The following is a 21074-nucleotide window of genomic DNA, read 5'->3' as shown; positions in this document are numbered from 1 at the left end:
TCTCTCCCCGACTCCCGAAGGAACCCACGCACATGAGCATCGACGTCCAGCACATCACCAAGCGGTTCGGCGACTTCGTCGCGCTCGACGACGTCTCGGTCACGATTCCCTCCGGGGGGCTCACCGCACTGCTCGGCCCCTCGGGCGGCGGCAAGTCGACCCTGCTGCGGGTCATCGCGGGGCTCGAGAGCGCGGACGCCGGCAGCGTGCACATCGAGGGCACCGACGCCACGCGGCTGGCCCCGCAGAAGCGCAACGTCGGTTTCGTGTTCCAGCACTACGCCGTGTTCAAGCACCTCACGGTGGCCCGCAACGTCGCCTTCGGGCTCGAGGTGCGCAAGGTGCCGAGGGCGCAGGTGCGGCAGAAGGTGCACGAACTGCTCGAGCTGGTGCACCTGAGCCAGTTCGCCGACCGGATGCCGTCCCAGCTCTCCGGCGGGCAGCGACAGCGGATGGCGCTCGCCCGCGCGCTCGCGGTCGAGCCGAGCGTGCTGCTGCTCGACGAGCCGTTCGGCGCCCTGGACGCCAAGGTGCGCAAGGAACTGCGCGACTGGCTGCGGCGGCTGCACGACGAGGTGCACGTGACCACCGTCTTCGTGACCCACGACCAGGAGGAGGCGCTCGAGGTCGCCGACGAGATCGTCGTCGTCAACGGAGGCCGCGTCGAGCAGGTCGGCACGCCCGACGAGCTCTACGACGCCCCGGCCAACGACTTCGTCATGGGATTCCTGGGTGAGGTCACCTCCCTCGGCGGCCGGGTGCTGCGGCCCCACGACGTGGAGCTCGAGACCGGACCCGGCCGAGACGCCGCCCGCGAGGCCATCGTGACGCGGGTGCTGCGGATCGGCTTCGAGACCCGGGTGCTCGCCGAGACCGTGCAGGGTGAGCAGGTGACCGTGGTGATGACCCGCACCCACGCCCGCACCCTCGAGCTCGTCGAGGGCATGACGGTGTGGCTCTCGGCCGCCCCGGGGGCGGTGTCCGTGGCCGCCCCGACGGGCGCCGCAGGTGGCTCGGACGAGCGCGACCCGGCCGTGCCCCTGGCCGTGTGAGGTGACTGGATCCCGCTCTCTACAGTGAGCCCGTGGAGCACTTCGACGTCGTCGTGGTCGGTGCCGGGCCGGCCGGTTCGGCAGCTGCAGCCGCGGCGGCACAGCGCGGCGTGAGTGTCCTGCTGCTCGACAAGGCCGAGCACCCCCGCTACAAGACCTGTGGGGGCGGACTCATCGGTCCGACGCTCGGCACGGTGGCGGGCCTCGCCGCCGGCGAGCCCCCGACCCGGGCCGCGGTCCACTCCGTGTCGTTCACCCTGCGAGGGCAGGCCGCGCGCCTGCGCCAGTCCGGAACTCCCGTGTTCCGCACGGCGGCCCGGTCGGAGTTCGACGCCTGGCTCGCCAAGGCGGCCGAGGACGCCGGCGCGACGGCGCACCTGGGCCGGAGCGTGACCGGCGTCGAGGAGCACGACACCCACGTCGAGGTGCGCACCGACCGCGGTGCGATCCGCGCGGGCACGGTGGTCGGCGCCGACGGCACGAGCAGCAAGCTCGCCCGCTTGGTCGGCGTCCATCTCGCCCACGTCGACCTCGGGCTGGAGCTCGAGCTCGCGGCCGAGGGTCCGGCTGCCGAGCGCTGGCGAGATCGGGTGCACCTGGACTGGGGGCCGCTGCCCGGCTCGTACGGCTGGGTCTTCCCCAAGGGAGACGGCCTCACCGTCGGCGTCATCGCCGCCAAGGGCGCTCCGGTCGACACGCGCCGCTATCTCGAGTTGTTGGTGGAGGCGCAGGGGTTGAGCGGATTGCGGGTGCTGCACGACTCGGGCCACCTGACCCGCTGTCGCGCCGGCGACTCGCCCTTGGGGCGCGGCCGGATCCTGCTCGCTGGCGACGCCGCCGGGCTCCTCGAGCCGTGGACCCGCGAGGGCATCTCGTTCGCCGTGCGCTCCGGAGCCGCTGCCGGACGCCTGGCCGTCGCCCACCTCGCCAGCGAGACCACGGTGCGCCAGATCGCGTACCGGCACACCCTCGAGGCCGACCTGCTCGCCGAGATGGCCGCCGGGGAGCGCTGCCGCCGCGCCTTCGAGCGTCGTCCAGGAGCCTTCCACCATCTGATCGCGCGCACCGACGTCGGGTGGGGCCAGTTCTGCCGGCTCGCTCGCGGCGAGACCAACCTGGCCCGCGCGTGGCAGCGGCTGCCCGTCCGCGCCGGGGTGGGGGCGCTGGGTGGCGTGCGCGCCGACGGGTTCAGGGGCGCCCGCTAGAACTCTCGCCCCGCCGGCTCAGCGGTAGTTGGTGAACTGCACCGCGAAGTCGTAGTCCTGCTCCTTGACCAGCGCGATGACGCTCTGGAGGTCGTCGCGCTTCTTGCTCGAGACCCGCAGTTCGTCGCCCTGGATCTGTGCCTTGACGCCCTTGGGGCCCTCGTCGCGGATCAGCTTGGAGATCTTCTTCGCGTTCTCCGAGGAGATGCCCTCCTTGAGCGCGATGGCGATCTTGGAGGTCTGGCCCGACTGCCGGGGCTCGGAGGCGTCGAGCACCTTCAGCGACACCCCGCGCTTGACCAGCTTGCCCTGGAAGACGTCGAGGACGGCGCTCGCGCGGTCGTCGGCGGAGGCGCTGATCTCGATCGCCTCCTCGCCCTTCCACTCGATGGTGGCCCCGGTGCCCTTGAAGTCGTACCGGGTCGCGACCTCGCGAGCGGCCTGCCCGAGGGCGTTGTCGACCTCCTGGCGATCGATCTTGCTGACGATGTCGAAGCTGGAGTCGGCCATGTTGGCTCCTTGGTCGAGGGCGGCGAGTTGAGTGGTGGGCGGGGGGCTGCGCTATTGTTCACACCCGTTGGCGCGAGGCCCAAACCTCAGCGTCAGCACCCCAGGCAGGTTGCCCGAGCGGCCAATGGGAGCGGACTGTAAATCCGTCGGCTTTGCCTTCGAAGGTTCGAATCCTTCACCTGCCACTCAATAAGGTTTGTTGAGGCACAAGACCCCCACCAATCGGTGGGGGTCTTGTGCTTCCGCAGCAGATTTCGTCGCGTTCGGTCGCCTTGACCACAAGATCCGCACCGGCCTCCTGGCGTTTGTCGACTTGACTGTCGACTTCTGGCGGGCGGTGAACCAGATCGCCCCTGGTCCACCGCAGGTCATTCCCGGTCGCCGTCCGACCTGGGCTGCCCGTTGTCGGTGCAGGTCAATCGGCCGAGTGCTGGCGAGTCGAGCCTGGTCCCGCCGCCGCGAGAGCGGCAGGCTCAACTCCTGTGGGAACTGAGCGTGAGTCGTGACAGTACGTTGGGGAGCCACCGCGGGGTCACGAATGCCACCTCAGACTGAAGGATCTAGGTTCAGGTGCCAGACCCGCGCCAGTCGGTGGGGGTCTCGTGCATTTGATGCTGAATCAGTGAATTCGGCAGTCAGTTCCCGCGTGATCCGCACCGACTCTCGTTCGATTCTCGGGACGAATCTTGGGGCCGCGCTGCCGATGACCCAGGTCACCCTCGGTCGACCTCAAGATGCCTCAGGTGTCGGGGCCTCGGAGGACATGAGGCACTGCCTGAGGGGGCCGACGAGCCGTGTCGGTGCCTGCCGTCAGGATGAGGCGCACACGAAGTCGCCCAGCGGGTCGGACCCGGTTGAGCAGTCAACAAGGGAGAGGATACGGACATGAGCGAGGCACTGTCTGAGAGCAGCCGGTACCTTGCGACCCTCGACCGCGACCATCGCCGCGCCACCGGCGTCGTCTACACGCCGGACGCCATCGTGGAACTGGTCCTCGACCAGGAATTTGGGACTGACGGGGCGCCGGAGGGGCCCGTGCTCGACCCTGCCTGCGGTGCCGGGGTGTTCCCGACTGCGGTTGTCGCGCGGATTGCGTCGCGCCTCGAAGATCAAGGCGTTCAGATCACCGAAACCCAAGGTCGGCGACGGTTCCTGGCCGACGTCGAGCGGTTCGTGTGGGCCCTTGACGTGGACCCAGGGGCCGTCGAAGTAACGCTCCGAGAGGTCCGGGCGCTGATCGAGCGGCTCACTCCGGGGCCGATGTCCGCAGACTTCCTCGCTGGCAACATCGTCGCCGGGGACTTCCTTCAAGACGGGCTCTTCCCGCTCGGCAAGGCGTACCGGCACGTGGTCGGCAACCCACCGTACGTTCCAGTGGACAGGATCGAGGCCTCTGACCGAGCCACCTACAGGAAGCTGTTCACTTCCGCTGTGGGTCGCACGGACCTCTACTACCTGTTCATGGAACAGTCCGCCAGGGTTCTCCAGGAGGGCGGAACCTGGACCCTGATCACCCCAGATAAGTTCCTCAGCAACCGGACCGGTCAAGCGCTGCGAACCTTCCTGCGCGACTCCGGCGCCATCCGCACCCTGAGTCGGTTCACAAGTCACTCGGTGTTTCGCGACGCAGCGACCGTCCCCTGCATCACAACCTGGGTGAAGGGCGGTGAGCAAGCCGCGGCGGACCAGCACCGTATCGAGCTCGGTCCCGACCGTACGCCGAACGTGACGACCGAAGCGCGCGTGCCTCGCGCGGCGTTCCAAGACTCAACGTGGACCTTCCACTCCACGAAGGCCGGCTCGCTGCTGTCAGCCATCACCGCCGACCACCCGCGCCTCGTAGACCATGCCCTGCGTATCTCGGCGGGGCCGGCGACCGGCTACAACCCCGCCTTCATTGTTGACGCGAAGATCGCAGCCGGCCTGGACGAGGAACTGGTACACCCGACCGTTAGGGGCCGCGACATTGGCCGGTTCGGCATCGAGGAATCGGGTGCCTTCATGGTCGTCCCTTACGTCTGGGGAGCCGACGGGCAGGCACGGTTGGTGGACCTGGACGCATACCCTCGAACCCGCCGCTGGCTCGCCAAGCACCGCCGCAACCTGAAGGAGCGCCACTCCGTTCGCAGGTGGGGCAAGTGCTGGTGGGACCTGCACGACCCGATCACCCTGCCGCTCCACGAGACCGAGAAGCTTCTCGTGCCGGACGTCGCCCGACAGAACCGGTTCGCCGTCGATCCGGGTCGATTTGTTCCTCAGCACTCGGCCTACTACCTGATTCCGCGTGCACTCGACGCCGACGTCCTCGCCGCTGTCCTCAACAGCGCGCCCGTGGAACTGGTGATGCGCTCGACCGCACCCTTGGTGAAGGACGGATTCAGCAGATACCGACGGCAGTACCTCCTCGAACTTCCCGTCCCGACGCCGTCCGCTGAATTGGCAATACAGATCGGCATCGCGGCGCGCGGCGAAACTCCCGAACTTGCTGCCGAGCTCGCGGCTACGCTGTTCAATGTCGATGCTGGCGACGTCCGCCTGGCACTTGACCACATCACCAGATAGGACCGGCCTTGCCTCTCCCCGAGCTAGAGGAGTTCCGACGTGAGGTCGCCCTCCTCCGCGACGACCAGGCGATCCGGGCGGTTAGGCGTGCAGATGGCCGCTATGCCCTATCCAGCCTCTCCATAGACGACGTAGCCAGGCTCCTGCACCACGAGCCCTCGTACTACTTGTTGCTCGCCGCCACGTCGCTGAACCGGACTTCTCTGCGGCGCGCCACCCAAGAAGAAGAGGCGCAACTGGTTTCGCCACGGCAGCGGAGGGCCTTCGCAGTACGAACGCGGCTGCCGGTGAGCGCTGACTTCGACGCGGTCGTCGCCAACGCGATCACGCTTCGGATGGGCGACCTCCAGCGAAAGGCCCGCGGCAAGACGGAGCAGGTGTTCCGGGAGAGACTTGAAGGCGAGGGCATTCCCTTGTTCATGAGCCCGCCCCGAAGGGTCGTGCCCGGCATCGTTATCGCTGGCCGTAAGCCTGACGGAGTCTGGCCGGACCCGGCGACGGGTGAACCACCGGTGATCTACCTCGAGATCAAGCGGATCCGGCGGGTAGCGGACGACATCCAGAAGCGTCTCTACGAGCTCGCCGAAGCGTCGCTGGAGATGAAGCTGCTCTATGGAGATGCCCCGCTGACGGGACTCGGGATTGGCGACAATCGGGATGTGCGGGATGAGTCGACCGCCCTTCGGCTGCGACAGCAGGTCGCTGGCGTGCGGCCCACCGTGGTCGGGCTCTTCCTGTGCCCGCGGGCTGAGGCTGAGCGGTATCGGCTCGGCGCGGAGGCGCTCATCGATCGGATCTTCTTCCAGGAGGAGATTGAGGACTGCATCGCCTTCATCTCGCAGACCATCAACGAGCACGGCGCTGACTGACCACCAGGGGACTACATGAAAGGCGGCTGGTCGGGCCTGATATCCCGGGGCCGGCCGGTTCGCCCGCTCGGACAAGTCGGGGGATCTGCGCAGTTGAGCGACGATCAGTCCTCGGTCTCGTCTGCGATCACTCGCTGGGCCTGCTCCAGTTCTGCATCGAGGTCAGCTTGATCCTCAGGACTCAACGGCTGGTCGGCCGGTCCGCTCAGCCAAGCGGAGTCCTCGGCACCGAGTGGCATCGCGGTTCCCGCCAGGAGCGGTCCCAGTACTGCCTCCAACACCTCATTGCGCCGGACGCGACTGAGCCGGTCGCTTGCGGCGCGCTCTACGGCGCGCAGGTACTTCGCTGCGTCCTTGCCGTGGGGTTCCCTGAGGATGTCGTCGGTTGGGGTGCCGGCGGACTCCGCGCGCTTGATCTGGTTGACCTGCTCGGAGAACGCGCGGAGCGCTTCGGTGAAGGCTTCCTCGTCGGCGCTGTCGGCCGCAGGGATGCGGTCCGCGTGGCTGAGCAGGAAGTAGAGCAGCGAGTAGGCGTCGGACTTGTTCTTGAACCGCGTTCGCTTGAGGGAGCCGCCGTTGCGCTGCAGGAACTGATCAACTCGACCGAAACGCCGGACGAGGTCGTCGCGGACGTCGGCGGGGAAGCCCTGCCGTTCGTAGGTCATGTAGCTCTCGTCCAGTCCCTCCTTCTTGTTCGGCAGGGTCCGGAGCAGCACCGCGAAAAGAACCTCGGAGACGAACTCGTCGTGACGACGGCGCAGCGCGTCACGCGCAGTGAACACGCCCAACTCGTCGAGACCATCGGTCTCGGCCGCGCGCTCCACGAGTTGGATGAACGGGCCGGTGTACGCCGCGTGGCGCAACTCTTGCGGCTCCAGCGATTCGACGGTCCGGTTGAGCCGACGGAAGATGTCGCGGAGCACCGCGTCGCCTAGATCGGGGAGCTGGCGCGCGACGAACACGAACCCGCGGAAGCGCGCCTTCAGTGGGTCGCTGAGCCCTGAGAACTTCTTGCCCCGCCACTCCGCGTCGATCTCTTCGTCCGTGGACAGCGTGAAGCCGTCAAGCACGAAGTCGACACACGCGCTGATCCGCTGCTGGCCGTCCACGACGACGATCTGGTCGTCGCCGTCGGGCGAGGTGTTGTTCTGGATGTAGACCTCGGGCACGGGCAACCCCCGCAGGATGGTGTCCACCAAGTAGCTGCGCTGGTCGTCGTTCCAAACCATGTTTCGCTGGAACGCCGGGCGCAGGACCAGGCTCGGCGGATCGCTCGTCCACGCCTTGACGAAGGCGTTGACCTTGTACGCAAGGGGAGAGGTTGCCAGCTGGGGGTCAAACTGAGTCGTCATCGAAGCTCCTCAACTTCTCCAAGCATTTCTCGATGCCTTCGGCCACGTAGCTCCGGACACTCCAGTAGTCGCGGTAAACCCACAGGTTCACCTTTCCGCTCAGACTCAACCGGTCGCGCCACTCGAACTGCAGCCGGAGCCGGTGGGGGCCCCAGTGCGGTCCGAAGGTGAGGCGGGTCATGAGCTTGTTGGCGACGATTGCGCCGTCGAACATGCGCGCCCGCTGGTGGTCGAGATTCACACGGAGCGTCTTACTCGTGGACGGCGTGTAGGCCGTATGCGCTAGCACGCGCAGATCTCGCCAAGCCTGGTCGAAGTGAAATTGGGAGATCACAGCGATGTCCAGGTCGGAGCTCGCCCCAAAGGCCTTCAGGTGCCCTTCTTGAACGTTCTTGGGGTTGCAGGAAAGGCCGATCGCCCCCGAGCCGATGCAGTAGATGCCATTGGGGTCGACCTCAAAGGCTTGTGCCGCGTCGTGCACAAACTCCGGAAAGAGGTTGTTGCCATCGGTCGAGACGAAGGCGTACGGGTCCATCCTCAGGAAGTTGCGGTCGATCCACATTGGGAGTTCCGCGACGCCCAGAAGGTCGGACTCGGATGGGTAGAGGGAGCTCGATGACGCGGGGGGCGGGGCTCCGGGCACGGGCAGCACCTTACGGGGCGGGCGCTATCTAGCGGGTCAGCATCGTCGTCGGAGCTGATCGAGCCTTGTCGCGCCATGAGCCCCGTGTGTATCGGGAGACCCTGGAACTGGTCATCCCGGGCCCGAGGTGCTGACCCGCTTCGCGTGTCGGCCTGAACGGTGGGGCGCGGTCTACTTCTGGCCAGGCTTGATGGGCTGCGCCTTCTTGTCGAGTCGCCGCGCAGTCCGCCGGCTGTCCGTGGCGTAGCGCCCGCTCATCGCCGTGCCGCCGTCACTGAACTCGAGAGGATTTCGCGTTGGCGGGAGCTGCATCGTTGCGATGGTGGGGTGGTCTGGGTTCGCGACGACCCATGCGCACGAGTTTTCGATGGCGCGGGCTACGACCGCAGCAGCGAACTCGTCGGCGTCCTCGCCGTCGAGCGTGAACGGATCCCAGCTGCCTTCGCCAGACCCCGGTCCCAGGTACAGAAGGGCGAGTTGGGGTCCCAACGGCATAGCTATGAAGTCAGTCCTGGCGATCCCCGCAAGGTTCGTCCCCGCGATGAGAATGACGTCCTCTGGGAGGTGGGCGCCGACAGACTCCGACGGGGGCCTCTTCGCGGTGGGGCGGTCCGGCTCGCCGCTGCCCTCCTCGTCCTCATCCGTGAGAAGGAGCACGGGCTCATCACAGGTGATGAGGAGAGGCCGGTCCAACCTGACCAGCCCACATGCGCGATCGGCGAGATAGCGGTGAATGAGCTCCGCCTTCTGCATCGCCTCGTTGAGGAGGTCGTTCTGGTGTGGCACGAACTCGTACTCCTCGAGCTCCTGCGCAGTGAGGCGGTCGCGGTTGGTGAACTTCATGTAGTAGTCAGTCAGCACTTCGCCGGTACGGCGTTGGTCGTGACCGCGGACAGCCTGCATCGCGACGAGGGTGTCGATCACGGTGCGCTCATCGTCGGTGAACGGCCGCGGGCGCCGGAAGGGGTTGTCGACGAGCTCCGAGAGGATGTTCGCGGCGTCGGTCTCGACGAACCCGAGGATTGACTCATGCGACGAGTCCAACTCGCCCTGTTGGTCGATGAACGTGTAGAAGTCCTTCACGCCCAGATTCTTTATGTTGCGACGACCGTCGGCGCCCGCGACTCGGTCCCGGACGTAGACCTGCTCTGCGGCGACGGCGAACCGCTTGAGCACGAACCTCGGCACGATGTGGTGCAACGAGCCTACGTACTGCCTGCGGTCAAGTCCGTTGACCAGCTCGTCTGCGAGACGATCTGCCATCGCGTTGCTGTAGAGGGGCGAGGTGAAGTAGGGCCGCCCCGCGTGCTGAGTCCGTCGCACGGCCAACCCCTGCACCCCCTTTGCTGTTGGACACCGCAGCGGAGACATATCGCACCACGATGCGGCGCTGGAGGCCACCGAGTTCTCGGTTTGGGCACCCCGTGTCCGGTCGCTGTCGAATGTGCGGCGCACGTCGTTTGATCGCCGTGTCGCACGCTCGTGCTTCGATCCGTTTGTCGGGTTGAATGTCGAGCCAAGGTGGGGGTGAACCAGATGACCTGGGGTCTCAACCTGGGGCGAACCTGCGGAACTGAGCGTGAAACGTGAGAGTGCGTCGGCGTTCACCTGGGGGTTCACGAAAGCCACCTGCCACTGACGCCCCGATCCGCGTGCGGACTCAGGGCGTCAGATTTTTTCGGCCAGATGATCTCGTCGGCTCGGTCCTGCTCAGGCCGGGGTGCCTGCCCGGGCCCGTCGTTCGCCGGCCTCGATCTCCTCCATCAGGTCGAGGCAGTAGCGGCCGAAGTCGATCTGGATGGTGTGTCGCGGCGAGGCGTAGTACTGCTCGAGGTGGGCGGCCTCGTCGGCGACCATGATCCGCTCCTGCTCCTCGACGCTCGGGAGGGCGTACTGGCCGGTGATGAGTCGGGCGATGAGCTTCGACTGCTGCTCGGCGAGGTTGACGATGGTGGGGGAGCTCTGCGCGAGGCCCGCGTAGTAGAGGTGCTCCACGCCCGGTTTCACGACCCGTTTGAACAGCGGGTAGCGGTGGTCCTGATCGGGGTGGAGGTCGGCCTCGCTGTGGTCGAAGAACGGGAACTTCATGTCGTAGCCGGTGGCGCAGATGACGACGTCCGCCTCGACCGAGGTGCCGTCGACCAGGTGCACGGTGTGACCCTCGAACCCCTTGATCTCGGGGAGCATGTGGATGTCGCCGGAGCCGGCCTTGGTAAGGAAGTCGGCGCTCACCGAGGGGTGGGCCGAGAGCGGCTCGTGGTCGGGTTCGGGCAGGCCGTAGTTGCTCATGTTGCCGACCAGGTCGCGGATGAGTGCGCGCGACGCGGCCAGCGCCTGCTCCTTGGGGATGTCGGGCGGGGCCATCACCTTGTCGGCAGCCTGGCCGTTGCGGTACTTCGGCAGCACCCACACCCCGCGGCGAGCGGAGACGTAGAGCTTCTTGGCCATCCACGGGAACGACAGCTCCGAGGCGAGGTCCATCGCGGAGTTGCCCATGCCGACCACGATCACCCGCTTGCCGCGCAGTTCGACGGGAGAGAACGGGTTCACGTAGTGGTGGGCGTGGAACAGCTCGCCGGCGAAGTCGCCCTCGAACCGCGGCATCCGCGGTGCCCAGTGGTGGCCGTTGGCGACGACGAGGTCGGTGTAACGGCGCACCACGCCGCTCGACAGCGTGACGTCCCACCCGCCGTCGGCGTTGCGGGCAGCCCGCTTGACCTCGATGCCGAACTCGATGTTCTCGCGCAGCCCGAAGTGCTCCACGTAGTCCTTGAAGTAGCGGTGGATCAGCGTGTGGTGCGGGAAATCGGGATAGTCGGCCGGGGCCGGGAAGTCCTCGAACTGCAGCCGCTGCGTCGAGGTGTCGATGTGCAGCGACTCATAGACCGACGAGCGGCCGTTGGGGTTCTTGAAGTACCAGTTGCCGCCGATGTCGTCCGACATCTCGAACTGGTCGTAGGAGATGCCGAACTCCTTGAGGCGCTTCGCGGTGGTGATGCCGGAGCACCCGGCTCCGATGATGCACACGCGCGGGGCGGCGGGGGTGTCGGTCATGCCAGAGCCTCCAGGCAGTCGAAGGTGGTGCGCACGTAGGCGTCGGTGCGGGGCGAGGCGACCATGTGGTCGACGAGTCGGGCGGGGGCGTAGGCCAGGGTGAGGCGCCGGTCGAGATCGTTGACGACGATCGCGCCGCCGTAGCCGGTCCACCAGCACACGCGTCCGGACGGCACCGCCGGCGCTGCCTCGAAGGGCAGTGCCCACCCGATGCCGAACCGGGTCGGCACCACCAGCACGTGGTCGGGTCCGTCGGCCTGCACCTCGAAGATGCGCTCGACGAGCTCGGGGGAGAGCAGTCGGACGCCGTCGAGCTCGCCACCGTGCGAGACGACCGCCTGGGCGCGGGCGATCGCGCGCGCCGTGCCGTGACCCCCCGCCCCGCCGACGGCACCGCGCCGCCAGGCCTCGCCGTTGACGACGTCGGGTGCGAGCAGGGGATTGACGACCGTGCGGATGAGTGGGTGGTCCATGCCGAGGGCGGCGACGTCGATGCTCGACCCGGTCGGCGGGATCAGGTCGGCGCAGTCGGCGAGCGACTCCTCGGGCACGCCGAGGTGGAATCCGCCCCGTGAGGCGCACCCGAGGGGCGCCATCACGTCGTCGCGCAGCACGTCGGCCAGTCGGCGCCCGGTGGCACCGAAGGCGATCGCGTCGAGCAGGTGCCCGTGGTCGATCATCTGGTAGCCGTGGCCCTCGGTGTACCAGGGCTCGGACGCCGCGAGCAGGGCTTCGCTCGCGTCGAGGTCGAGGATGTCGTCGACGGTCACGGGCGTGGTCCACCCCGGCACCCGGCTCGCGTGGCCGAGCACCTGACGCACGAGCACGTCGCCCTTGCCGTGGGCACCGAAGTCCGGCCAGTAGGTCGTGACCGGCGCATCGAGGTCGATCTCGCCGGCCTCGACGAGGGTGAGGAAGGCCAGCGCCGCCATGACCTTGGTGACGGAGTAGACCTGCACGATCGTCTCGCGCGTCCAGGCCTCGCCCGCGCGGGCCTCGCCGCCCCAGAGATCGACCACGAGTTGGCCGTCGTGCACGACGGCCAGTGAGGCGCCGGTGTCGTCGCCGGAGGCGAGGTGCTGCTCGAGCAGATCACGCAGCGGGGCGAACGTGTCGGTGCAGGTTCCCTCGACCATGCGCGTCACCCTAGAACGTGTTCTCGCTCCCGGCGAGAACCGATCAGGCGGGTCGCAGCCGGAAGACCGGGATGAGCCGGTCGGTGCGCTCCTCGTAGAGCCGGTAGTTGGGCCAGGTGCCGACCATGGTCGCCCACGCCGCATCGCGCGAGGCGCCGGCGGCCAGCTCCTCGGCCACGACGTCGATCTCGCGTCGTCCGAACCGGATGTGGGCGCCGTCGGCCGCGCGCAGGTTGTAGACCCAGACCGGCATCTTCGGGCCTCCGAAGTAGGAGCCCGCGATGAGCCAGGTGTCGCCGTCGGGCACGCACAGCAGCGGCACCGAGCGCGGGACGCCGCTCTTGCGGCCCGGCACGGTGAGCGTGAGGTTGGGCAGGCCCGCGATGTCGAGGACGCTCACGCGGCCGCCGGAGACCTTCTGGAGGTTCTCGTCGACCCACACGATCTGCGGCAGCAGCTTCGGCATCCACGGGATCGAACCGATCTTCACGGCCACAGGCGTCAGCAGTCCCATGAGGGGACCCTAGGGCACGTACGTACCCGTCCGTCGGCATTCACCCGATCGTCGGCTGGGCGACCCGTCCCCGTCGACCTGCGCTCCTAGCCTCCCGACGTGTCCTCCACCCTGGTCCGCGGCGCCCTGGGGAGCGTGCTCGTCTCGGTCGGCGGACTCGTCGGCTCCGCGATGCCGTCGACCGCGCGCGTGCTGCGGCTGCCCCTGCTCATCGTTCTGCGCGATTCCGAGACCGGCCGGATGGCGGCACTCGCGGTCGTGCTCCTCGGGTTGGCTCTGCTGGCCCAGGCCTGGTTGCGCCTGCTGCGTGAGGTCACCTCCGCTGCCACGGGGGACCGGACCGCGCTCGTCGACCGGGTGCGGCTGGCCGCCCTCGCGTGGACGTCGCCGCTGCTGCTCGCACCCCCGCTGTTCTCCCGCGACGGCTGGTCCTACGCCGCGCAGGGCATGCTGCAGCACTGGGGGATCAGTCCGTACCGGCACGGTCCGTGGCTGCTGGACGGCCCGATCGTCGACGCCGTCGACCCCCGCTGGCTGCACACGCCGACGCCGTACGGTCCGGTGCCGCTGGCCCTCGGTGGCGCGATCTCCGGCATCACCGGCAACCCGTGGATCCTCGTGATCGGGTACCGGGTGCTGGCACTGGTCGGGCTGGGCCTGCTCGCCTGGGCGGTACCCCGCCTCGCGACCTGGGCGGGTCGCGACCCGGCGTTCGCCTCGGCGCTCGTGCTGGCCTCGCCGTTCATGGTGGCCAACGGCGTGGCCGGCCTGCACAACGACCTGCTCATGGCGGGGCTCATGGCCGCCGCGCTGGTGGTGGGCGTCGAGCGCGGCTGGGTGTGGGGCGCGGTGCTCGGTGGTCTCGCCGCGGCCGTGAAGGCTCCGGGGGGCCTGGTGTGTGTGGCGATCGCGCTCGTGTCGCTGCCGGTGGCGGCATCCCTCGTGGTGCGGTTTCGGCGTCTCGCCGCGGTGGCCGCGGTGTCGCTCGGCACGCTGTTCGGGCTCGGTGTGGTGGCCGGCACCGGCTCCGGTTGGATCGGTGCCCTCTCGGTGCCCGGCACGATCAACACCCCGCTGTCGCTGGCCACGCTGGGCGGCGGAACCCTCGACTGGATCGCCGGTGTGCTGCACCTGGGGCTCGCGCCGGCGACGATGCTGGGTCTGGTGCGGGGTGGAGCGACCATGCTGATGTTCGTCGTGGTCGGCGCGATGGCGCTGCGTCGTCCGTCCGGCGATCGTGGCGCGGCGGTCGCCACGGCCGCCGGGATCCTGGGCGTGCTCGTGCTCACCAGCCCGGTCGTGCACCTCTGGTACCTGCTGTGGGTGCTGCCCTTCGTGGCCTGCCTGCGGCTCTCGCGCGCCGCCCTCTCGGGGCTGGTCGCCGCCTCGGTCGTGGGCGGGCTGGTCGCCCCGATGGACTCCTCCCTGCACGGCGCCTACTACGCGATCGTGCTCGGTTCGGTGCTGATCGCCGTGCTTGCCGGGCTGCTGCTGTGGACGCCGCTCGCCCGCGGTCGTGTGGAGCAGATCGCGCGCCGCGTCGGTCAGGCGGAGGCTCGGGAGACCGACGACGCCCCGTCGTGCAGTGCGAGCATCGAGGCCACCGCGGCCGACCAGGGGTAGCGCTCGGCGCGTCGCCGCGCTCCCGCGCGCATCGACGCGACGGGGCGTCGCACGACGTCGAGCACGGCGTCGGCGAGCGCGTCGGGCTCGGGCGCCGCCCAGCCGCCGGAGGAGGCGTCGACCAGCTCGCGCGCACCGCCGCGGTCGGCCGTGACCACGGGCGTGCCACAGGCCATCGCCTCGAGCACCGCGAGGCCGAACGTCTCGCCGGGGCACACCGACAGTGCGACATCGGCGCCCGCGATGCGCCGGCGCAGTTCGTCGCGCCCGTCGACGTACCCGTGGAAGGTGACGGGCGCTCGTTGCGCGAGAGCCTCGAGCTCGTCGCGGTGCGGCCCCTCGCCGTACACGTCGAGGCGCACCGGCACGCCGCGACCGTGCAGTTCGACGGCGGTGGCGACGGCGAGGTGTGGTGACTTCTCGCGAGAGAGGCGCCCGACGTGCACGAGCCGCAGCGGGTCGCCGGGCCGCCGGTCGGCGCGGGCGGGGTCGGGGGTGAACGTGTCGAGGTCGACGCCCAGCGGCACGCGCGCCACGGGGCAGTCGACCGCTGCGGCAACCGCGCCGAACTCGCGCTCGGCGTAGCGCGATGCCACCACGATCGTGTCGACCGAGCGCACCAGCACGCGGTTGAGCAGGGCGATCGAGGCGCGGGTGGCCTCGATGCCCGAGCGCATCGCGAACATGTCGGAGAGCTGCTCGTGGCTGAACAGCAGCGTGCCGACGCCACGGCGCCGGGCCCACCGGGCCGCGGGCAGCAGGGTCAGCTTGTCGTTGAGCTCCAGGGAGGTGGGCGCGAAGCGCTCCAGTACCTCGGCGACGCGCCACGGTTCGACGATCAGTCGGTAGCCGCCGCCCACCCGTGGCGCCCGGAGCTGCACGACGTCGCCCGTGTCCGTCGTCCGCACCTCGTCGGCCGGACCGGGCACCACGAGCACCCGCTCGACCCCCGCGGCGGTGTAGCCGGCGCCGAGGGCCTCGATCGCCGTCCGCATGCCTCCGGAGGAGGGGCCGACGAAGTTGGCGAGCTGGGCGATGCGCACGCTGGCCGATGATGACCGGTCCTGGTGAACCTCGAGTGACCCCTGGAGGGACGATTCGCGACCCCTGGAGGGACGATTCGCGACCCCTGGAGGGACGATTCGCGACCCTTCGCGGGTCAGGCCAGGCGCGCGTCGACCGTGTCGGGGGCCAGCGCGTGGTCGATGGCCAGCGCGGCGCAGCCGTGCAGGCCCGCCGCCTCGCCGTGGGTGGCGGGCAGCAGGCGCAGGTCGCGGACGGCGAGGGGGTGGGCGTGGGTGGCCAGGGACTCGCGCAACCCCGCGGTGTAGAGGTCGAAGGCGGCGCCGAGGTCGCCGCCGACCACGAGGACGCCCGGCTGCACGAGGTTGACCGCGACCGCGAGCGTCTCGCCGAGCCGGCGTCCGCCCTCGCGCACCAGGCGGCGCGCACTCGGGTCGCCGTCGAGGGCCTGCCCGACGAGGCCGCGCACGTGACGCGCCGGTGCGAGGGTCGAGCCCGCGTCGAGCTCGGCGACCAGCGCCCAGCCCCCCGCGATCGTCTCGAGGCAGCCGGTGGCGCCGCAGCGGCAGGGCAGATCGCCGGCGGCCGCGACGCGCGTGTGGCCGAGCTCGCCGGTGCGACCGCGCCCGGCGCCGACGATGCGACCGTCGACGACCATGCCCAGGCCGAGGCCGGTGGAGGCCTTGAGCACCAGCATCGACGGGTGCGCGGGTGCGCGCCCGAACAGCTCGCTGCGGGTGAGCACAGCGGTGTCGTTGTCGATGAGCACCGGTGCGTCGGTGACCTTGGCCAGCCACGGACGCAGGTCGATGCCGTCCCAGCCGGCCAGCACGGGGGCGTCGAGGCTGGCGACCTTCTCGCCGTCGACGGCGCCCGGCAGGCTGACGCCGACGCCCAGGACGGGTGCGGCCGGGTCGGGTGGCAGCTGGTGGAGCAGCCGGTCGACGACATCGGTCATCAGCTCACCGGGGGCGATCCCGGGCTCGTGGTCGCGGCTGTCGCTGGTGATCTCGCGTCCGGCCAGGTCGAACACGCCGACCTGGCTGCGGGAGCGGCCGACGGCGACGGCGAGCACGCTGCCGGCGTCCGGGTCGAGCTCGAGCGTGCCGGCGCGGCGTCCCCCGGTCGAGGCCAGCTCGTCGCCCTCGCGCACCAGTCCGGCGGCGGCCAGTGCGGCCAGGCGGGTCGTGACCGCGCCGCGCGAGAGACCGGAGAGGCGCACCAGATCGGCCCGGCTGCTGGCACGGCCGGTGCGCAGGAGGGTCAGCAGCGACCCCGGGGAGGTGTCCACGCGGTCAGTGAACCACGGACTTTTGTCTGAATCCATCTAAAGTTCGCTTGTATCGATCCAAAGATCCTGCCACCGTAGGGACATGACCTCCCCCGCCGCCCCCTCTCCGGCGTCCGCCGTCGCGCCCCGCTCCGTGGCCGACACCCTCCCCGGAGCCTGTGACTTCACCGTGTTCGGCGGCACCGGCGACCTCGCACTGCGCAAGCTGCTGCCCGCCCTCTACCACCGCGACCTCGAGGGCCACCTGCCCGCAGACACCCGGGTCATCGGGGTCTCTCGCTCCGAGATCGACGACGAGCAGTACCGCGACGAGGTGCGCACCGCGCTGCACCGCTTCGTCGAGCCCCACCTGCTCGAGACCGAAGCCGTCGAGCGGCTGCTCGCCCGCCTGCGTCACCTGTGCCTCGACGCGCACTCCGGCGAGGGTTGGCACCTGCTCGCCGGCCTGCTCAAGGACCGCCCGCCCTCCCCGGACGGCGCCGACGCCGTGCGCGTCTTCTACCTCGCCGTCGCGCCGGACCTCTTCGGACCCACCTGCGAGCGGCTCGCCGACCTCGGGCTGGCCGACGAGTCGGCCCGCGTGGTGATGGAGAAGCCCATCGGCCACGACCTCGTCTCCTCACGTGCCGTCAACGACGCCGTGGGGCGGGTGTTCGCCGAGCACCAGATCTTCCGCATCGACCACTACCTGGGCAAGGAGAGCGTGCAGAACCTGCTGGTCACGAGGTTCGCCAACACCTTCCTCGAGCCGCTGTGGAACTCCCAGTGGGTCGACCACGTGCAGATCACCGTGGCCGAGACCGTCGGCGTGGGCACCCGCGGCGGGTACTACGACCGCGCGGGCGCCCTGCGCGACATGGTGCAGAACCACCTCCTCCAGTTGCTGTGCCTGGTGGCCATGGAGCCGCCCACCTACGTCGGCCGCGAGAACGTGCGTGACGAGAAGCTCAAGGTGCTCCAGGCGCTGCGCCCGCTGAGCGCCGCAGACGTCGACCGGCTCGTCGTGCGGGGGCAGTACGCCGCCGGCCTGGTGCAGGGCGAGACCTGCCCGGCCTACGCCGACGACCTGGGCGACGAGGCGACCTCGGCCACCGAGACCTTCGTGGCGCTCAAGGCCGAGGTGCAGAACTGGCGCTGGGCCGGGGTTCCGTTCTACCTGCGCACCGGCAAGCGGATGGACCGCCGGGCGAGCGAGATCGTCGTGGTCTTCAAGGAGCCGCCGCACGCGATGTTCCCCGGTTCTGAGGGCGGCACCACCGCGAACCGGCTGCACATCCGGGTGCAGCCCGACGAGGGCATGCGACTCCACCTCACCGCCAAGGAGCCCGGCCCCGGCGGCATCCGGCTGCGGCCGGTCTCCCTCGACCTCTCCTACGCCGACGCCTTCGACCAGCGCAGCCCCGACGCCTACGAGCGGCTGCTGATGGACGTCGTGCGCGGCAACCCCACCCTCTTCATGCGCCGTGACGAGGTCGAGGCCGCCTGGGCCTTCGTGGCGCCGATCCTCGAGCGCTGGGAGCAGGAGCCGACACCACCCAAGCGCTACCCCGCCGGAACCCCCGGCCCGTACGCCGCCGCCGCGCTGCTCGAGCGCGACGGTCGATCCTGGCAGGAGACCGACCAGTGAGCACCCCACCCATCGACCTGCATCCCGTCGTCGCCGCGGTGACCGGCCGCATCGCCGAGCGCAGCCGCGAGCCGCGCGCGGCCTACCTGGCCGGCGTCCACGAGGCGGCCCAGGAGGGGCCCGCGCGCACCCGGTTGGCCTGCGCCAACCTCGCGCACGGGTTCGCCTCGGCCGGCGAGCCCGACAAGGCGGCGCTGCGGGGCACGGTCAAGCCGAACCTCGCCATCGTCACCAGCTACAACGACATGCTCTCGGCGCACCAGCCGTTCCGTGACTACCCCCCGCAGCTCAAGCAGGCGGTGATCCGCGCCGGCGGGATCGCCCAGGTCGCCGGTGGCGTGCCCGCGATGTGCGACGGCGTCACGCAGGGCCGCGCCGGCATGCAGCTCTCGCTGTACTCGCGCGACGTGATCGCCATGTCGACCGCCATCGCGCTCAGCCACGACATGTTCGACGCCACGATGCTGCTCGGCGTCTGCGACAAGATCGTGCCCGGGCTGCTCATCGGTGCGCTCTCCTTCGGCCACCTGCCCACCGCGCTCGTGCCCGCCGGACCCATGACCTCGGGCCTGGGCAACAAGGAGAAGGCGCGGGTGCGCCAGCGCTTCGCCGAGGGCAAGGCCACCCGTGAGGAGCTGCTCGCCGCCGAGTCGGCTGCGTACCACTCGGTCGGCACCTGCACCTTCTACGGCACCGCCAACTCCAACCAGCTACTGGTCGAGGTGATGGGCCTGCACCTGCCGGGCGCGTCGTTCGTGAACCCCGGAACCCCGCTGCGCGCCGCGCTCACCGACGCCGCCGCGGCCCGCGTCACCGAGCTGGCGAAGCTGCGCCAGGCCGGGGCGTCGTCCGCAGAGGCGCCGGGCATCGGCGAGCTGGTCGACGAGCGCACCATCGTCAACGCGTGCGTCGCGCTGCTGGCCTCGGGCGGCTCGACCAACCACACCATGCACCTGGTCGCGATCGCCGCGGCCGCCGGCATCGAGCTGACCTGGGACGACCTCGACGAGCTGTCGTCGGTCGTGCCGCTGCTCTCGCGCATGTACCCCAACGGTGCGGCCGACGTGAACCACTTCCACGCCGCCGGCAGCGTCGGGTTCCTCGTACGCACGCTGCTCGACGCCGGGCTCCTGCACGAGGACGTCGCCACTCTCGCCGGCCCCGGGCTGCGCCGCTACACCACCGAGCCGCGGCTCACCGCTGACGGCGGCGTCGAGTGGGTCGAGGGCACCGATCACTCCCTCGACCTCGACGTGCTGCGCCCGGCCGGCGACCCCTTCCAGGCCGACGGTGGGCTCCGGGTGCTGCACGGTCCGCTCGGCCGGGCGGTCATCAAGACCTCCGCCGTGGCCGAGAACCACCGCGTGGTGAGTGCCCCCGCGGTCGTCTTCGACGACCAGGCCGACTTCCTGGCGGCCTTCGAGCGAGGAGAGCTCGACGGTCGCGACTTCGTCGCCGTGATCCGCTACCAGGGCCCGGCCGCCAACGGCATGCCCGAGCTGCACAAGCTCACCCCCGCCCTCGGCGTGCTCCAGGACCGCGGCCAGCAGGTCGCGATCGTCACCGACGGCCGCATGTCGGGTGCCTCGGGCAAGGTGCCGGCCGCGATCCACGTGACGCCCGAGGCGGCGCTCGGCGGCTCCATCGGGCGCATCGTCGACGGCGACCTCGTCACCGTCGACGCCGTGCGCGGCGTCCTCGAACTGGCGGACGCCGACACGGTGCTCGCCCGGCCGAGCACCGGCCATGCGCCCACCGCCGCCGAGTTCCGCGGCACCGGTCGCGAGCTGTTCTCCGCCTTCCGTGCCACCGTCGGTCCGGCCGACCGGGGTGGCAGTGTGTTTCCCGTGCCCGCCCACGATGCGCTCGGCCCGATGCCCGACGCCGTGCAGACCGACTACACAGATGAGGTGCTCGTTGACCAGCACACCTGAGCCCCCTCGGGGGGCCGGAGGATCCCTGCTCGACCTGGTGCCGGTCGTGCCGGTCGTCGTGATCGACGACCTCGCGCACGCCGTCCCGACCGCGCGAGCCCTCGTGGCCGGCGGCCTGCCGGTCATCGAGCTGACGCTGCGCACGCCGGTGGCGCTCGACGCTGTCCGGGCCATCGCCGCCGAGGTTCCCGAGATCACACTCGGCGTCGGCACCGTGACGACCCCGGCCCAGGCCGAGGCGGCTGCCGACGCGGGCGCGGGGTTCCTGGTCTCGCCCGGCACCACGCCGACCCTGCTGCGGGCCATGCTCGAGGTGGGTCTGCCGTTCCTGCCCGGCACCGCCACCGTCACCGAGGCGATCGCCGTGCTCGAGGGGGGCGTCTCGGAGATGAAGTTCTTCCCGGCGGAGGCCTCGGGCGGCGCGGCGTACCTGAAGTCGATCGCCTCGCCCCTGCCGGCCGCCCGGTTCTGCCCCACCGGCGGTATCACCGCAGCCTCGGCGCCGACCTATCTCGCGCTGCCCAACGTCGGCTGCGTCGGCGGCTCCTGGCTCACTCCCGCCGACGCCCTGGCTGCGGGCGACTGGACCCGCATCGAGACCCTCGCCCGCGAGGCCGCCGCCTTGCGTTAGGCGCGAGGGGTCGCGAATCGTCCCGCGAGGGGTCGCGAATCGTCCCGC

The 21074-nt window shown here is 70.0% G+C and carries 17 protein-coding genes and 1 tRNA gene; 9 read left to right on the top strand and 9 right to left on the bottom strand.

Going from position 1 to position 21074, the window contains the following annotated elements:
• The first annotated feature begins 32 nt into the window (after positions 1–32).
• Both ISG29_RS12480 and ISG29_RS12475 read left to right on the top strand, forming a co-directional pair.
• Entirely contained in the window at positions 33–1052 is a 1020-nt protein-coding gene (locus ISG29_RS12480; RefSeq protein WP_194503756.1) for a sulfate/molybdate ABC transporter ATP-binding protein, read from the top strand.
• Positions 1053–1084: 32 nt separating this feature from the next.
• Positions 1085–2257: a geranylgeranyl reductase family protein gene (locus ISG29_RS12475; RefSeq protein WP_194503755.1), complete on the top strand. Its 1173-nt coding sequence runs from the start codon at positions 1085–1087 to the stop codon at positions 2255–2257.
• 18 nt (positions 2258–2275) lie between these two features.
• Here the strand turns inward: ISG29_RS12475 and ISG29_RS12470 are convergent, their stop codons facing one another.
• Positions 2276–2767: a YajQ family cyclic di-GMP-binding protein gene (locus tag ISG29_RS12470; RefSeq protein WP_194503754.1), complete on the bottom strand. Its 492-nt coding sequence runs from the start codon at positions 2765–2767 to the stop codon at positions 2276–2278.
• A gap of 103 nt (positions 2768–2870) precedes the next feature.
• Here ISG29_RS12470 and ISG29_RS12465 point away from each other — a divergent pair.
• The 3 genes from ISG29_RS12465 (at position 2871) to ISG29_RS12455 (ending at position 6198) form a co-directional block, all read left to right on the top strand.
• Positions 2871–2952: transfer RNA gene (locus ISG29_RS12465), tRNA-Tyr, on the top strand.
• Between the two features lie 700 nt (positions 2953–3652).
• The gene (locus tag ISG29_RS12460) at positions 3653–5329 is read left to right on the top strand and encodes an Eco57I restriction-modification methylase domain-containing protein (RefSeq protein ID WP_194503753.1); all 1677 of its coding nucleotides are present in this window, start codon (positions 3653–3655) and stop codon (positions 5327–5329) included.
• Between the two features lie 8 nt (positions 5330–5337).
• Positions 5338–6198, top strand: a complete 861-nt coding sequence (locus ISG29_RS12455; protein WP_194503752.1) for a hypothetical protein — start codon at positions 5338–5340, stop codon at positions 6196–6198.
• A gap of 104 nt (positions 6199–6302) precedes the next feature.
• On the opposite strand, the gene ISG29_RS12450 is transcribed toward ISG29_RS12455, so the two are convergent.
• The 6 genes from ISG29_RS12450 to ISG29_RS12425 form a co-directional block, all read right to left on the bottom strand.
• Positions 6303–7550 (bottom strand): DUF262 domain-containing protein, encoded by a 1248-nt coding sequence (locus ISG29_RS12450; protein WP_194503751.1) that lies wholly within the window; start codon positions 7548–7550, stop codon positions 6303–6305.
• Positions 7534–8112: a hypothetical protein gene (locus ISG29_RS12445; protein WP_194503750.1), complete on the bottom strand. Its 579-nt coding sequence runs from the start codon at positions 8110–8112 to the stop codon at positions 7534–7536. The genes ISG29_RS12450 and ISG29_RS12445 overlap by 17 nt, the downstream gene beginning before the upstream one ends.
• Before the next feature lie 252 nt (positions 8113–8364).
• Complete coding sequence (locus tag ISG29_RS12440; RefSeq protein ID WP_194503749.1) at positions 8365–9456, bottom strand: DUF4238 domain-containing protein; 1092 nt, start codon at positions 9454–9456, stop codon at positions 8365–8367.
• Between the two features lie 447 nt (positions 9457–9903).
• Complete coding sequence (locus ISG29_RS12435; protein ID WP_194503748.1) at positions 9904–11247, bottom strand: flavin-containing monooxygenase; 1344 nt, start codon at positions 11245–11247, stop codon at positions 9904–9906.
• Positions 11244–12383, bottom strand: a complete 1140-nt coding sequence (locus ISG29_RS12430) for a serine hydrolase domain-containing protein (protein WP_194503747.1) — start codon at positions 12381–12383, stop codon at positions 11244–11246. The genes ISG29_RS12435 and ISG29_RS12430 overlap by 4 nt, the downstream gene beginning before the upstream one ends.
• A 43-nt stretch (positions 12384–12426) precedes the next feature.
• Positions 12427–12897: a nitroreductase family deazaflavin-dependent oxidoreductase gene (locus ISG29_RS12425; protein WP_194503746.1), complete on the bottom strand. Its 471-nt coding sequence runs from the start codon at positions 12895–12897 to the stop codon at positions 12427–12429.
• 99 nt (positions 12898–12996) lie between these two features.
• Between ISG29_RS12425 and mptB the strand changes: the two genes are divergently transcribed.
• Positions 12997–14520, top strand: coding sequence for a polyprenol phosphomannose-dependent alpha 1,6 mannosyltransferase MptB (gene mptB, locus ISG29_RS12420; protein ID WP_194503745.1), 1524 nt, complete (start codon positions 12997–12999; stop codon positions 14518–14520).
• On the opposite strand, the gene ISG29_RS12415 is transcribed toward mptB, so the two are convergent.
• On the bottom strand, positions 14442–15563 hold the full coding sequence (locus ISG29_RS12415; RefSeq protein WP_194503744.1) for a glycosyltransferase: 1122 nt from the start codon (positions 15561–15563) through the stop codon (positions 14442–14444). The two genes, mptB and ISG29_RS12415, sit on opposite strands and share 79 nt — an antisense overlap.
• Before the next feature lie 116 nt (positions 15564–15679).
• Positions 15680–16834 (bottom strand): ROK family protein, encoded by a 1155-nt coding sequence (locus ISG29_RS12410; RefSeq protein WP_328828974.1) that lies wholly within the window; start codon positions 16832–16834, stop codon positions 15680–15682.
• Between the two features lie 82 nt (positions 16835–16916).
• On the opposite strand from ISG29_RS12410, the gene zwf reads away from it, so the two are divergent.
• From zwf to eda, 3 genes are read left to right on the top strand one after another with little or no spacing between them, the layout of a single operon-like run.
• A complete protein-coding gene (zwf, locus tag ISG29_RS12405) occupies positions 16917–18461 on the top strand; it encodes a glucose-6-phosphate dehydrogenase (RefSeq protein ID WP_194503742.1) in 1545 nt (514 codons plus the stop codon).
• Positions 18458–20395, top strand: coding sequence for a phosphogluconate dehydratase (gene edd, locus ISG29_RS12400; protein WP_328828972.1), 1938 nt, complete (start codon positions 18458–18460; stop codon positions 20393–20395). The genes zwf and edd overlap by 4 nt, the downstream gene beginning before the upstream one ends.
• The gene (gene eda, locus ISG29_RS12395) at positions 20379–21026 is read left to right on the top strand and encodes a bifunctional 4-hydroxy-2-oxoglutarate aldolase/2-dehydro-3-deoxy-phosphogluconate aldolase (protein WP_235959511.1); all 648 of its coding nucleotides are present in this window, start codon (positions 20379–20381) and stop codon (positions 21024–21026) included. The genes edd and eda overlap by 17 nt, the downstream gene beginning before the upstream one ends.
• Positions 21027–21074 lie beyond the last annotated feature (48 nt).

This window comes from Nocardioides acrostichi (assembly GCF_015319165.1).
Lineage (GTDB): Bacteria > Actinomycetota > Actinomycetes > Propionibacteriales > Nocardioidaceae > Nocardioides > Nocardioides acrostichi.
Note: the sequence above shows the minus strand (reverse complement) of the source record. Positions and strands in the feature narration are given on the sequence as shown.

What these genes read in the sequence shown, in the direction of transcription:
- ISG29_RS12460 (WP_194503753.1), top strand. Translation starts at nt 3,653, where the DNA reads ATGAGCGAGGCACTGTCTGAGAGCAGCCGGTACCTTGCGACCCTCGAC.
- ISG29_RS12470 (WP_194503754.1), bottom strand. Translation starts at nt 2,767, where the DNA reads ATGGCCGACTCCAGCTTCGACATCGTCAGCAAGATCGATCGCCAGGAG.
- zwf (WP_194503742.1), top strand. Translation starts at nt 16,917, where the DNA reads ATGACCTCCCCCGCCGCCCCCTCTCCGGCGTCCGCCGTCGCGCCCCGC.
- ISG29_RS12445 (WP_194503750.1), bottom strand. Translation starts at nt 8,112, where the DNA reads ATGTGGATCGACCGCAACTTCCTGAGGATGGACCCGTACGCCTTCGTC.
- ISG29_RS12425 (WP_194503746.1), bottom strand. Translation starts at nt 12,897, where the DNA reads ATGGGACTGCTGACGCCTGTGGCCGTGAAGATCGGTTCGATCCCGTGG.
- ISG29_RS12435 (WP_194503748.1), bottom strand. Translation starts at nt 11,247, where the DNA reads ATGACCGACACCCCCGCCGCCCCGCGCGTGTGCATCATCGGAGCCGGG.
- ISG29_RS12430 (WP_194503747.1), bottom strand. Translation starts at nt 12,383, where the DNA reads ATGGTCGAGGGAACCTGCACCGACACGTTCGCCCCGCTGCGTGATCTG.
- ISG29_RS12450 (WP_194503751.1), bottom strand. Translation starts at nt 7,550, where the DNA reads ATGACGACTCAGTTTGACCCCCAGCTGGCAACCTCTCCCCTTGCGTAC.
- ISG29_RS12440 (WP_194503749.1), bottom strand. Translation starts at nt 9,456, where the DNA reads ATGGCAGATCGTCTCGCAGACGAGCTGGTCAACGGACTTGACCGCAGG.
- ISG29_RS12480 (WP_194503756.1), top strand. Translation starts at nt 33, where the DNA reads ATGAGCATCGACGTCCAGCACATCACCAAGCGGTTCGGCGACTTCGTC.